This window comes from Anabaena cylindrica UHCC 0172 (assembly GCF_034931625.1).
Lineage (GTDB): Bacteria > Cyanobacteriota > Cyanobacteriia > Cyanobacteriales > Nostocaceae > Anabaena > Anabaena cylindrica_A.
In genome coordinates this window covers 1-13,031 of record NZ_JAYGGY010000135.1, presented here as the reverse complement: position 1 = coordinate 13,031, position 13,031 = coordinate 1, and the positions used below count along the sequence as shown (strand labels likewise).

10 protein-coding genes, 1 pseudogene and 1 CRISPR repeat array are annotated in these 13,031 nt (G+C 38.5%); of the genes and pseudogenes, 4 read left to right on the top strand and 7 right to left on the bottom strand.

The annotated features are described in order from the left end of the window. From VB713_RS27440 to ald, 7 genes and pseudogenes are all read right to left on the bottom strand, one after another. Positions 1–374, bottom strand: a pseudogene (locus tag VB713_RS27440) (IS4/IS5 family transposase); the annotation flags it as partial. Between the two features lie 383 nt (positions 375–757). Beyond that, positions 758–1,099, bottom strand: coding sequence for a XisI protein (locus tag VB713_RS27435; protein ID WP_323314648.1), 342 nt, complete (start codon positions 1,097–1,099; stop codon positions 758–760). Then, positions 1,069–1,503, bottom strand: a complete 435-nt coding sequence (locus VB713_RS27430) for a XisH family protein (RefSeq protein ID WP_323314647.1) — start codon at positions 1,501–1,503, stop codon at positions 1,069–1,071. The genes VB713_RS27435 and VB713_RS27430 overlap by 31 nt, the downstream gene beginning before the upstream one ends. 66 nt (positions 1,504–1,569) lie before the next feature. Beyond that, positions 1,570–4,200: a bifunctional aconitate hydratase 2/2-methylisocitrate dehydratase gene (acnB, locus tag VB713_RS27425; RefSeq protein ID WP_323314646.1), complete on the bottom strand. Its 2,631-nt coding sequence runs from the start codon at positions 4,198–4,200 to the stop codon at positions 1,570–1,572. 174 nt (positions 4,201–4,374) lie between these two features. Next, positions 4,375–4,764 (bottom strand): STAS/SEC14 domain-containing protein, encoded by a 390-nt coding sequence (locus VB713_RS27420; protein ID WP_323314645.1) that lies wholly within the window; start codon positions 4,762–4,764, stop codon positions 4,375–4,377. Between the two features lie 590 nt (positions 4,765–5,354). Beyond that, complete coding sequence (locus VB713_RS27415) at positions 5,355–7,043, bottom strand: NAD(P)-binding protein (RefSeq protein WP_323314644.1); 1,689 nt, start codon at positions 7,041–7,043, stop codon at positions 5,355–5,357. 157 nt (positions 7,044–7,200) lie between these two features. Continuing rightward, a CRISPR array of direct repeats spans positions 7,201–8,330; the repeat unit is 37 nt; unit sequence GTTTCAATCCCTAATAGGGAGTAAGAGAAATTGCAAT. Positions 8,331–8,570: 240 nt separating this feature from the next. Beyond that, a complete protein-coding gene (gene ald / locus VB713_RS27410) occupies positions 8,571–9,662 on the bottom strand; it encodes an alanine dehydrogenase (protein ID WP_323314643.1) in 1,092 nt (363 codons plus the stop codon). A 305-nt stretch (positions 9,663–9,967) separates the two neighbouring features. On the opposite strand from ald, the gene VB713_RS27405 reads away from it, so the two are divergent. The 4 genes from VB713_RS27405 to VB713_RS27390 all read left to right on the top strand — a co-directional run bounded on the left by VB713_RS27405 (position 9,968) and on the right by VB713_RS27390 (position 12,919). Beyond that, the gene (locus VB713_RS27405; RefSeq protein WP_323314642.1) at positions 9,968–10,138 is read left to right on the top strand and encodes a hypothetical protein; all 171 of its coding nucleotides are present in this window, start codon (positions 9,968–9,970) and stop codon (positions 10,136–10,138) included. Positions 10,139–10,379: 241 nt separating this feature from the next. Further along, complete coding sequence (locus VB713_RS27400) at positions 10,380–10,673, top strand: hypothetical protein (RefSeq protein WP_323314641.1); 294 nt, start codon at positions 10,380–10,382, stop codon at positions 10,671–10,673. Positions 10,674–10,852: 179 nt separating this feature from the next. Then, positions 10,853–11,869 (top strand): WD40 repeat domain-containing protein, encoded by a 1,017-nt coding sequence (locus VB713_RS27395; protein WP_323314640.1) that lies wholly within the window; start codon positions 10,853–10,855, stop codon positions 11,867–11,869. A 69-nt stretch (positions 11,870–11,938) separates the two neighbouring features. Next, entirely contained in the window at positions 11,939–12,919 is a 981-nt protein-coding gene (locus VB713_RS27390) for a magnesium transporter CorA family protein (protein ID WP_323314639.1), read from the top strand. The last annotated feature ends 112 nt before the right edge of the window (positions 12,920–13,031 follow it).

Here is a 13,031-nt window from a genome sequence, read left to right as displayed (position 1 = left end):
CACAGAAGTTGTATGAACCAAAATAGCTTAAAAAGGCACAAAGTCAACAGCCTAGATGCTGTCTCATGTACTAATGCTCGACTTACTGGTAGTTCAATCCGTTGTAGTTTATTGTATAGTGCTGTGGCACTGACACTTACCTCTACCGCTTTCTTCTGATAGGCGGCATGAACTGATGGATACATTCCACATACGACTAGACTCATTAAATCCACCTGCGTGGAAAACAGTAACTCTTGTTCGTATTGCCGTTCGCTGTGTGTCTTAAATAGCTGATCCATTCGTGAGGGGTTAAAAATATTTTCCATCAGCACTCGCATCATCACACTGACTGGACTGGCTTCTACAAAAGCATCAAATAGGGGAGATAGCATAAACCTTCAATTGTGGTTTTCATCTTACCTTCTTAGAAAACTCACATTGTGTCCTATTTGTCAATATTTAGAGGGCTGATTTAAAAACTCCATTAAAAATACAAACAAATATATTTAATATATATGAAATTTTACATAGGGGTCAGTCCATCAGTCAGAAATATAGATGAAATTTATACTTAATAGAATTATAAATAAGTCTTATTTATATATTAATATTCTAGGTGAGTCCATCCAGACCCACCTTAACCTAAATTATACCAAAGCCGCTTCTCCTTACTAATCACTCTACCCTCATCCTCAAAACCAACAATTTGATCAAAGTTCAAATAAAGATACAAATTATCAGCAAAAGGATGTATTTTCTCCTGTTTATAAATTAATCAAGCCACAGCAAACTCAGTCAATTTACGAGTTTCTGGATCATGAAAAGCCAAAACAATATCCTCTTTTGGTACACATTCCCGTAATAACTCAGTTGCAATTCCTTCCTCAGTCCAATCTTCCTCAATGTAAATTTTCTGATTTTTAATACGAACGTAAACATGAGTATTATTAACTCTTTTTTTGTTAACCCAATCAATACTACGCCAAAAATAATGATGATTGTTATCATCAAAAATTAGACAATTTTCCGGGTGAAAATCAGGAGATTTTTCAACAATTTGATAATATTCTGTTAAGATTTTTTTGATTATTTCTCCATATCTTGTGAGCTTATCCATGATACAATTTCCTCCTGTTCGTGATTAAAAACAATAAACTCTATTTGATGGCGTTTAACAATGGCTTGAATTGATTTCCTTTGAAAAAAGCTCTCAAATACCGTATCTTTGACAGCTAAATAAATTGCATAATGTTTTTCAGATAAATCTAAAATATCACGATATACAATATATTGTCCTAATGCCAATTCAAAATCCCTCATCGGAGAAGGATTAATAAAACTTTTTATTTCCACAACAATGGTACGATTATTCTGTTCAGCTAATAGCGTTTTTTCAGCAAGTAGATCAGCGTAAAGTTGGGCATCTTCATATTGTAAAAAATAAGAATCAGCTAAAATCCTCCAACCATCTTTAATTAAAGCATTTTTCACCGCATCATGGTAGATATCCTTTGCTGGCATTGTTTACCCTAGTAATAAATTGTTAATAACATTCAGGTGAGCCATCAAGACTCACCCCCAATTACATTACACCAAAGCCGCCTGTTCCTCCTGAGAAATCACCCGTCCCTCATCCTCAAAACCGGCAATTTGATCAAAGTTCAAATAGCGATACAAATTATCAGCAAAAGGATGAATTCTCTCTCCTACAATATCCATATATTCCTGCACATTAGGAAGCCTTCCTAACAACGCACAAACTGCTGCTAATTCCGCCGATCCTAAATACACTTGTGCGCCTTTACCCATGCGATTATTGAAATTACGAGTCGAGGTAGAAAACACCGTTGTATTATCTTCAACCCGTGCTTGATTTCCCATACATAAACTGCATCCTGGGATCTCAGTTCTCGCATTTGCAGCTACGAAAACATCATAAACACCTTCTTTCTTTAATTGGTGTTCATCCATTCTTGTAGGAGGCGCTATCCACAACCTAGCTTTCACCTCACCAGCACCTTCTAAAACCTTGGCAGTTGCTCGATAATGTCCGATGTTTGTCATGCAAGAACCAACAAATACTTCTTGCACCATATCATTAGCAACTGCCGATAATAACTTAACATTATCGGGGTCATTGGGAGCAGCAACAATTGGTTCTTTGATTTCGTTTAAATCAATTTCAATTATTTCTGCATATTCGGCATCTGTGTCGGCTGACATTAATACAGGATTTGCTAACCATTCTTCCATTTTTGCCACTCGGCGCATAATGGTTCGCTCATCATGATAACCCCGTGCTACCATGTTTTTCAGTAAGGCAATATTGGAACGCAGATATTCAGCAATTGTTTGTTCACTCAATTTAATTGTGCAACCAGCACAAGAACGCTCTGCGGAAGCGTCGGTTAATTCAAAAGCTTGTTCAACTTTCAAGTTTGGTAATCCTTCAATTTCCAAAATCTTGCCGGAGAAGATGTTTTTCTTGTTTTGCTTCTCTACTGTTAACAAACCTTTTTGCATAGCTACATAAGGAATTGCATTGACAACATCTCGCAGGGTAATTCCTGGTTGCAATTCTCCTTTAAATCTGACTAAAACTGATTCTGGCATATCCAAAGGCATGACACCCAATGCACCAGCAAACGCAACTAACCCAGAACCAGCAGGGAAGGAAATTCCTAAGGGAAAGCGAGTGTGTGAATCTCCACCTGTGCCTACGGTGTCGGGTAACAACATCCGGTTTAACCAGGAGTGAATGATACCATCACCGGGACGCAAGGCTACACCAGCACGTTGGGCGAAAAAGTCGGGTAATTCTTGGTGGGTTTTAATATCCACTGGTTTGGGATATGCGGCTGTGTGACAGAAACTTTGCATTACTAAGTCTGCGCTAAAACCTAAACAAGCAAGTTCTTTCAATTCGTCTCTTGTCATTGGCCCTGTGGTGTCCTGAGAACCCACTGTAGTCATGATTGGTTCGCAAGATGTCCCCGGACGTACTCCTGGTAAACCGCAAGCCTTCCCGACCATTTTCTGTGCCAATGTGTAGCCTTTGCCTGTGTCGGCTGGGGCTTGGGGACGGATAAATAATGTGCTTGGTTCTAAACCTAATGCTTCGCGGGTTTTGTCGGTGAGGGTACGTCCAATTAGTAGGGGAATGCGTCCACCTGCACGCACTTCGTCTAAAATGGTGTCAGGTTTGAGGCTGAAGGTGGAAATTATTTCTCCTGCGGCGTTGGTAACTTCGCCTTTGTAGGGGTAAATTGTGATTACGTCGCCGGTTTCCATTTTGCTGACATCGCATTGAATGGGTAATGCACCGGCATCTTCGGCTGTGTTAAAAAAGATGGGAGCGATCGCACTTCCTAAAATATAACCTCCAGCCCGTTTGTTGGGAACAAAGGGAATATCATTGCCCAAATGCCATAATACGGAATTAATTGCAGACTTACGAGATGAACCAGTACCAACGACATCACCGACGTAAGCAACGGGATATCCTTTTTTCTTTAATTCAACAATAGTTTCTAAACTTCCAGGTTGGCGAGTTTCTAACATCGCCAATGCGTGTAAAGGAATATCCGGGCGAGTTGTGGCGTGGGTTGCTGGTGATAAGTCGTCGGTGTTGGTTTCTCCAGGAACTTTAAAAACCGTCACCGTAATACTTTCTGCTAATGTGGGACGCAAGGTAAACCATTCTGCTTCTGCCCAGGAGTTTACCACTTGTTTAGCGTAGGGATTGGTTTTCGACAATTCCAAAACATCATGGAAAGCATCATATACCAACAAAATTCTGCTCAGTGCGTTGGCTGCATAAGCGGCTATCGGTTCTTTTCCCTGTCCACCCATTACTAGTGGTGTTTCCGAAGAGTCCGATACAGATACAGTAGCAAGTTGCAGTAAATCAATTAATGATTGTACGTTATAACCACCTATCATTGTTCCCAGTAATTCTACTGCATCCACAGGTAAAACGACAGGACTGGTGATTTCTGATTTTGCGATCGCAGTGAGAAACCCAGCTTTAACATAAGCGGCTTGATCTACACCGGGAGGAATGCGGTTACGTAATAAATTTAATAATAACTCTTCTTCGCCCTTTGGTGGATTTTTCAGTAATTCACACAACTCTGATGTTTGTACTGCATCCAACGGTAAAGGAGGAATACCAAGTTGAGCGCGTTCTGCAACGTGCTGACGGTATTGTTCTAGCATTTTTATGTTCTCCACTAGTATGTCCTCCCTTAATTATGAGCTAATTTTGGGGAGAATTTGGCTATAAAAGTTTACATTATTTTGATTATTCAAAGCATTAGTGATAAACCGTTGTATAGGTGTATTAACGCATCCTACTTATTAAAATATTCAAATAGTCTATTTACAATAATTTTACGTCTGAAAGCCTAAATTTTGCACCAACTCAGTCAGCGATATTCCATGTAACCGTGCCAAATCTGCTAAATATTCTAAACGATGTGCTTGTAGTTTATCTATTTGTTCACTTAGGTATAATAACTCCTTATATTCTTCATTCGTCAGTCTTTCTTCCTCTACTGTAGTTATCAATTTGTGATAATAATCATGGGTCTCAGAAGAAATATCATCATTTATTGTTAGAAATAGTTCTACTTCCTCTTTTAGCAAGCTTGCTGATTTTCTTTGAGTGTGTAAAATCATAACTTGAGAGATAAACTGCTCTAAATCTAGCTGGTTTAACTGCTGAACAGCTTGGAGTAAAACTTCGGAGGATAACTGGATTTCAATTTTCACTGTTGACATTTTCTAAGTCTCATCAGTTAAGTCGTTAAAATTGTATCAATCATATCAATAGATTAATAATAAATATATGTAGTGCTAACAAATCGTACAAATATGACTTTAAAGTAAAAGCAATCAAAATGAGTTTACACTAAGCATTTTTATTAAAAAAGTATCTTTTTAATAAAAAATATTAACTTTATTCAAGTTTTTTTAACTTACAGCAGATTTCATTTAAATGAGGTACAAACTTGAATAATTAAACTCTTGTAATGCGGGCATCTTGGCCGCAAGATGTGTACCTCCTAAGAGGATGGTTTAAAAGTTTTTAATACATCACTAACCATTTTTCAAACAAACTCTAACAGCGAAATCCGCTGTATGTTCATTTACAGCAAATTACAACTGAATAAAGTCCAAATTATTGTAAAACAGACATTCGTTCCTACCCATATAATTTATTTAACGTGAATTCGACGAATTTATAGAATCCCTCTCTGCGTCAGGAAGGGGGAATTTTTTACAAAAAACTATACAAAACGCAGCATAAACTATGAGAGATCAATTTTTGCTACCATTATCCTAATTTCAACGAAGTAAGAAGAGGTAGTTCATCCTATTATCGGCTGATGTTCTTCGCGCCATAACTGATATAACCGATTTGCAGGAATAGTCATATACAAAATATCTCCTGCACTCAAATTGGTATCTAGCAAATCCCAGCCGTGTAAAGTTTGATGATTTGTCTCTACATACAAAGGTACAAAATCAGCAGACCTAGCTACATCTTTTACCCACTCACCACAAAAAGGATGTAAAGGCGTAATCAAAGTGGCAAAAGCTACCCACAAACTATCGCCAATAATACCATTACCAATAATTCTACCTCCAAGGGCAGCAGCAGCAAAAGCCGGTGCTGCTAATTCTGCGGGACTGAGTACAGCTTCAAAATCAAATACCTGTTTTGTCATGCCGGCAAAATCAGGATCAGCATAATGAACAATCACAGGAATTTTTGGTGTTAAACCTTTAGCTTTGAGGGCAATTTCTAAATTAATAGCATCATTATTAGTAACAGCCAAAACTGCGGCGGCGGTATCTATATTACTTGTGTGTAGAGTTGTGCGAAAACTCGCATCTGCAAGAATTACCGGAATACTCATTCCTCTAGCAGTAGTGACAAATCTATTATTAGGATCTGTTTCAATTACTACTACCTCATATCCACCTGCATGAAGTTGTTGAATAATTCTAATCCCAATTCCACTCAAACCACAAACAATATAATGATTACGTTGGGGAATTCTAGCAGCATCCCAAAATTGTTTGAGGCGACTACCTAAGACAAAATCTGTAAGCATTGCATACCAAATACCAAAAACTGCTGCCCCAGCCAGCATCATAAAAACTGTAAATAATTTAATACTATTAGGTGCTTGTTCTACAACTTTGTCATTACCACCAGCACCTGTAATCATGCCCACAGCAAAATATAAAGCATCAACAAATGAAATATTTAATTTAGCTGAAACATAGGTGAATGTGGCGAGTAAAATAATGACTATTAGCACCACTGCCATGACGACTACTGATTGGGCGTGTTTCTGAAACTGCCGAATACTTGTGAAGATTTTTAGAAATTTTCTGCCCCATGATTTGCGAGGGAGATTAACACGGGGTTGAGAGCCAATAATTAATCGATCACCTGCTTTCAACCTTTGTTCTGATAATACCGCAGAGACTAAATTTATCTTGCCTACAAGAGGTAGATAATAAATGAGCATCCGGGATTTCTCTTCCCACAAATCACTCAGTTTACAACCTCTCCAAGGATGATCTTCATCAATATATTCTTCCTGAATTGGCCAAGTTTGATCAAATAACTTGATTTGCCCAATTGCTTGATTTCCCAAGGCTGCAAAGGTAAATACTGGTGCTGCTAAACCGACAACACTCATACTTAAATGATCAACAAGAGTTTGATCTAGGCGTTCGCTCAAGTTCGGATTATAGAAGCGATTAATAATCCGAATTTGGGGATTCAGTATCCGCGCCTGCATCATAATTGACAAGTTTAACGCATCATCAGAGGTAGCAATTACTAAAGTATGTGCTTGCTCAATTCCTGCCGCTTTCAGGGTGGAAGCTGTGTATAATTCACCAATAATTACATCTCCCGTAGCTTCGCCAGGTATGGGTTTGCGATGAATACCGACAACTGAAGCACCCTGTTGTCTCAGCAAACGAAAGATTTTATATCCAGTACGTCCTAAGCCACAAACAATGATTCGAGGTTTCATGAAACAGCAGCATGATTTACAAGAAAGGCTGCATATCAGTTCTTTATTCCTATTGTTGCTTACTTGAGAGAGAGATAACTGTAGCTAAAAATACTATAAATTTAAAATAATTCGTAATATCCACTTTCCTTTGTTTTTTGTTGATAATCTAACTGGGGTTTCAATCCCTAATAGGGAGTAAGAGAAATTGCAATTTCTGCATTTTTTTTATCATGAGGAATTACTCTGTAGTTTCAATCCCTAATAGGGAGTAAGAGAAATTGCAATTCCTGACTATATCGCTTTGTATGATAAAGCCTTAATTCGTAGTTTCAATCCCTAATAGGGAGTAAGAGAAATTGCAATTCCTATTAAATGGTATTGAGGAAGGGGAATTAGGGTTTCAATCCCTAATAGGGAGTAAGAGAAATTGCAATTGCCAGACAAGCTGGCACACCCACAGTCAGTTAGAGTTTCAATCCCTAATAGGGAGTAAGAGAAATTGCAATCAAAACAAACAGAAGGTTAATTATGAATGAAGTGTTTCAATCCCTAATAGGGAGTAAGAGAAATTGCAATCCAACTGCCATATTGGTGGTATTGATCGTAGTGTTTCAATCCCTAATAGGGAGTAAGAGAAATTGCAATGTGGGGAAGTAAATTTACTCGAATAGACTAAATTACCTAAGTTTCAATCCCTAATAGGGAGTAAGAGAAATTGCAATTGTCCATTCCTTACCCTCCTCATCTACAAAATCTTGTTTCAATCCCTAATAGGGAGTAAGAGAAATTGCAATTTTACCCAAGCTTTGCCAAAACTCCAGGGTGTCTAAATCGAGTTTCAATCCCTAATAGGGAGTAAGAGAAATTGCAATTGGAAGATTACAATCAGAAAAAAGAAGGTGGAAGTTTCAATCCCTAATAGGGAGTAAGAGAAATTGCAATGAAGTCGAAATTAGAAATGATAATGCCTCTAATGTTTCAATCCCTAATAGGGAGTAAGAGAAATTGCAATTTGCTATTAACATCAAACTGTAGGTAGGCAATGTTTCAATCCCTAATAGGGAGTAAGAGAAATTGCAATTTGCAATTAATCACCTATGTTAGGGTCCCAAGTAGGTGAAGTTTCAATCCCTAATAGGGAGTAAGAGAAATTGCAATCAAGCTCAGAACCAAACTTATCAAAAGATACTAGGTTTCAATCCCTAATAGGGAGTAAGAGAAATTGCAATCTTCAGTATGCTAACGACCGCGAAAAACAAGTAGTTTGCGTTTCAATCCCTAATAGGGAGTAAGAGAAATTGCAATAGCGGGAGGCTGAAAGCCTTTGTGTATTTGGTTTTCAAGGTTCGATTGCGCGGATGGGATAATCATAGTCCATTTCAGAAATTGTGTCAAGCACAAAAAACGCTGAAACCCAGTCTGTGTAAGGTGCGCGGATGGTTCATTAATATTTATAGCCGCAAAGCCAAGCCCATCAAGAGATACAGCCATTTTTTACAACTTCTAATTTTTTACACCTACCCACCCGCGCTAAAAAGCTGATTCTTAATTTACCAAATCAGGGAAAACCTCTTGTACAGCCGGATGTATTAAACGATGATTCTGCACATTCAAACCTTTAGCCAAAGCAGGGTTAATATCCAAAGCCTTAATTCCTAAATTAGCCAACTGCACGGCATAGGGTAAAGTGCTGTTGTTGAGAGCTTGAGTGGATGTCCAAGGTACAGCACCTGGCATATTAGGAACACCATAATGCACCACGCCCTCATCAATATATACAGGATTGGTGTGAGATGTAGGATGTAATGTTTCTACACATCCACCTTGATCAACTGCAACATCCACAATCACTGAACCGGGATGCATTTGTTTAACCAAATCACGGGATACTAAAATTGGCGCTTTTCTACCAGGGATTAAAACCGCACCAATGAGTAAATCGGCTTCTTTAACAGCGGTTTCAATATGAGCAGAATTGCTATAAAGCAGTTCAACTCTAGAACCAAAAAGGGTTTCTAAGTAAGCAAGGCGTTCAACGTTGACATCTAAAATTTGCACGATCGCACCCATGCCCACTGCAATTTTAGCGGCTTCTGTGCCGACAACGCCACCACCTAAAATTACCACTTTGCCAGCTTTGACACCGGGTACACCACCTAAAAGTACCCCTTTACCACCTTGTTGACGTTCTAGGAATCTAGCCCCAAATTGTACCGCTAACCGACCTGCAATAATGCTCATGGGGGTAAGCAACGGGAGTCTGTTCACCCCTGGTTGTTCTACGGTTTCGTAAGCGATCGCACTAATGCCACAATCAATTAAATATTCTGTTAATTTGCGATCGGCTGCCAAATGTAAATAAGTAAATAATAATTGTCCCTTTTGCAAAAAATTATACTCACTTACCAAGGGTTCTTTAACCTTGATAACTAACTCCCGATTCCATGCAGCTTCCGGCGTAGAGACAATTTCTGCCCCCGCACTTCTATAGTCTTCATCTGTAAATCCAGCACCAGTACCCGCCTGTGTTTGGACAAAGATACTGTTACCATTTTCCCGCAGCACCCGCACACTAGAAGGACTTAACCCTACACGAAACTCTTGATCCTTAGTTTCCTTAGGAACGCCGATTTCCATTTACAGCCTCTGATATTTTTTTATTTACTTTAGCCTGCCAGTATCCATCCTGCTATTTCCGTATTCAGGATAGCTATTTTCTTACCTATTTCCCCTAAATCTACCTGAAAAACCGCCAACTCATACACTTGACTAATCTCCCAGTATTCTTACAATAGATAAAGAATCATTAAAAATTGTAAAGTCAGCCTTTGCATTGCTCTCTCCAACAACCTGTCGTTGGACTTCTCAAGTTAAAGCACTGCAATTAGCTAAAAGCTCAATTTAAAATTTCGTTGCCATCAAGAAGTGAGGAAAAACTGATAATGACACAACCACAACCCAGTATTAACCCCAAACTAGAAGATCCCAAATTTGGTTTTAATGAATATTCTGAACGATTGAATGGACGAGCAGCCATGATTGGCTTCATCCTAATGGTGTTGATTGAATATCTCACCAATCAAGGTGTACTCTCATGGCTTGGTTTGAAATAGTACCAGATCACAGGTAATGGGTAATGGGTAATTGGTAAAAACTCTTACCTATCACCTGTTACCTGCTGTATGATTGGCAGGAAATTACTAAACATCATAGGGAATTACTACACTTCCGCTCCAGCCCCAAAAAACTATAATATTATATGCCTTGATAGCCTTAGATCAGAAAGGTCAATTGCCTATGAGGTATTCTAGGTTAAATTTATACAAAAAGTTAACGGGAACTGAATAAGCTGTGATGAACGCTGTATTACCTCGTTTTTTGAAGTCAGCATATCGGAAAGAACCTATCATTAGTGCATTAGTCACAATGGGTGTAGTAGATGCACTGATTGGTGGTTTAGATGATAGCTGGTCGTTGTTCGCTTTCGGCTTGGGAACAACAGGAATAGCTCTGGTTTTTAAGTTATGGCGGATGCAACAGCGTCCCTCTTTACCAGAGGAGCCTGTAGTGCAACATTATTTACCTTCTAACTCCTCTAGTCCACCTTTACCAATCATGACCGTTGCCAAGAAAAAATCACGCCAGTAGGTAGTGCTGAGTATTGAGTACCGAGTACCGAGTATTGAGTGCTGAGTGCTGAGTACCGAGTATTGAGTATTGAGTATTGATTTAATTCAATGGGTGTCAATAGGTGAGGAGGAACTGTGAGAAATGAAGAAAGAAGGGGAAGCAATACGGTTATTCGCTCTTGTCTGAGCTTAGTATTCATGACATCTGTAGCTCTGTCAATTCCTATGAATCAAGAGTTTTACAGTCATCCTGCTTATGCTGCTGATGAATTAAAGACAAACTCCCCAGATAGCAAAACTTTTGCTAATCCCCAACTACTTCACACCTTAATCGGGCATACAGGTGCTATTAAATCTCTAGCTTTCAGCCCAAATGCTAAACTTTTGGTAACTGGTGGGGCAGAAAATGAGGGTATAATTCGCTTCTGGAATCCTCAAAAGGGAAAAATTTTGGGTACGATTAACAGAGCGCATCAAGGATCGGTAGACTCTATCTTAATTACTCCAAATGGTGAAACTCTGATTAGTTGTGGTAGTGACTACAGAATAAACCTTTGGAATCTTAAAAGTCTGGAATTTAGCCGTTCTTTGGTTGGACATACAAGTCCAATATTGTCTTTAGCAGTTTCTGCTGATAGTCGAATTCTTGTCAGTGGTGGTTTAGACGGGATTCGTTTGTGGGATTTAAAACGACAAATGCTTCTAGCCACCTTAGTACGCTTTGATAATGCAATTCATACCATAGCGCTTAGTCCTGATGGACAGACCTTGGCTAGTGGTGATAATAAAGGTGTAGTTAAGCTATGGGACTTGCGTAGTAACAAATTAATCCGAGCATTTGTGGCGCATTCTCAGGTAGTAACTGGGTTAGCTTTTACACCCAATGGCGAAACTTTAGTTAGTGCTAGTCGGGATACAAGTATTAAAGTTTGGAATGTCAACAGTGGTGAACGAATCCACACCCTTACTGGACATAATAATTGGGTGAATACTATTGCTATTAATTCTGATGGTAAAACCCTTGCTAGTGGTGGTAAAGATGGAATTAAGTTGTGGGATTTAACTACAGGTGAGTTAAAAAATACACTTGATATTCAGAGTAAATCTGTGAGTACTTTGATGCAGCCTATTGAAGATATTGCTTTTAGTAGTGATGGGCAATTTCTTTCCAGTGGTGGATTTGATGGGAAAATTAATATTTGGCGGAGTCGGTAATTTCTAAAGATTACGTAGGTAAGTACAATCTACTTATAAATCTTACCTGGAGTCTATTAGGATTGCTATATGCTGATTCTCCTCACATTTTCTCATAATCACCTGGAGTTGTTTACCAGTAGGGATGTCGATGTAGTACTAACAAAAGTTGATCGTTCTCACAATATCTGGTTGCGCTGTATTCATTTCCGCGATCGCACTGGAACAGCCAGAATTATGACATACTTTGGACTCAATTCATCTCGTGTTGACATGATTTTCAACCATTCTCCTATAGGAATTGATGAAGATATAGAAGATTGTTTATTTAATAACTATGAAATTCTGACTCATCAAATAAAAAATCGGGACTTTGAGGTGGCGCGTGGCAGTATTGTGGTGGGAAGCAATTTTATCATCACATTTGAAATCACCGAATTAAAAATATTTAGCATCCTAACTAATAATCTTCAAAAGCGAACTTTAGATGTTCAAAAGTGGGGAGTTGACTATATTTTATATCTAATTTTTAAAGATATTTTGAACAATTATCATACTGTGTTTGACTATATTTCTAGAAAACTTGATGACTTAGAAGATGAAGTTTTAGATAAATTGGGTGATGACTCAACTTACCAAAAAATTGCCACAATGAGGCAATCTACTCGTTTTGGAAGGCGCAATTTTCAAAGCATCAAATCACTTATGGCTATGATGGATTACGAAGATTTCCAATGGATCACCCCACCTGTGAAGACAATATTTACTCAGGAATTGGTTCATCATATTGATAATCTCTGGCAAGAATATCTGACTCTGAGAGCCTGGATGTCAGAATTAATGGAAATTCAACGGGATAATATTGCCAGCAAAACCGGTGAACGAATTAATCGCTTAACTATCCTCTCGTCTATATTCTTGCCAATCACCTTCATTGCTGGTCTCTATGGTATGAACTTCAAATATATGCCGGAATTAGATCAACCTTGGGCTTATCCTGCTGTTATCAGCGTGATGGCCTTAATTGTAATTAGTAGTATTGTTTATGCTAAACAACAACGTTGGTTGTAGTCAGGACTATACTGCAAACGGTTCATTGTTTAACCAAATATGGAACCCTTCTCCATACAATACTGCTCGGTTAAGGCTCAAAAGTCATTATATGGTAGGTTGGGTTGAGGCA

Excerpts from the sequence above, each read along its gene's own strand:
- VB713_RS27435 (WP_323314648.1), bottom strand. The coding sequence starts at position 1,099 with ATGGATAAGCTCACAAGATATGGAGAAATAATCAAAAAAATCTTAACA.
- VB713_RS27405 (WP_323314642.1), top strand. The coding sequence starts at position 9,968 with ATGACACAACCACAACCCAGTATTAACCCCAAACTAGAAGATCCCAAA.
- acnB (WP_323314646.1), bottom strand. The coding sequence starts at position 4,200 with ATGCTAGAACAATACCGTCAGCACGTTGCAGAACGCGCTCAACTTGGT.
- VB713_RS27415 (WP_323314644.1), bottom strand. The coding sequence starts at position 7,043 with ATGAAACCTCGAATCATTGTTTGTGGCTTAGGACGTACTGGATATAAA.
- ald (WP_323314643.1), bottom strand. The coding sequence starts at position 9,662 with ATGGAAATCGGCGTTCCTAAGGAAACTAAGGATCAAGAGTTTCGTGTA.
- VB713_RS27390 (WP_323314639.1), top strand. The coding sequence starts at position 11,939 with ATGCTGATTCTCCTCACATTTTCTCATAATCACCTGGAGTTGTTTACC.
- VB713_RS27420 (WP_323314645.1), bottom strand. The coding sequence starts at position 4,764 with ATGTCAACAGTGAAAATTGAAATCCAGTTATCCTCCGAAGTTTTACTC.
- VB713_RS27400 (WP_323314641.1), top strand. The coding sequence starts at position 10,380 with ATGAACGCTGTATTACCTCGTTTTTTGAAGTCAGCATATCGGAAAGAA.
- VB713_RS27395 (WP_323314640.1), top strand. The coding sequence starts at position 10,853 with ATGACATCTGTAGCTCTGTCAATTCCTATGAATCAAGAGTTTTACAGT.
- VB713_RS27430 (WP_323314647.1), bottom strand. The coding sequence starts at position 1,503 with ATGCCAGCAAAGGATATCTACCATGATGCGGTGAAAAATGCTTTAATT.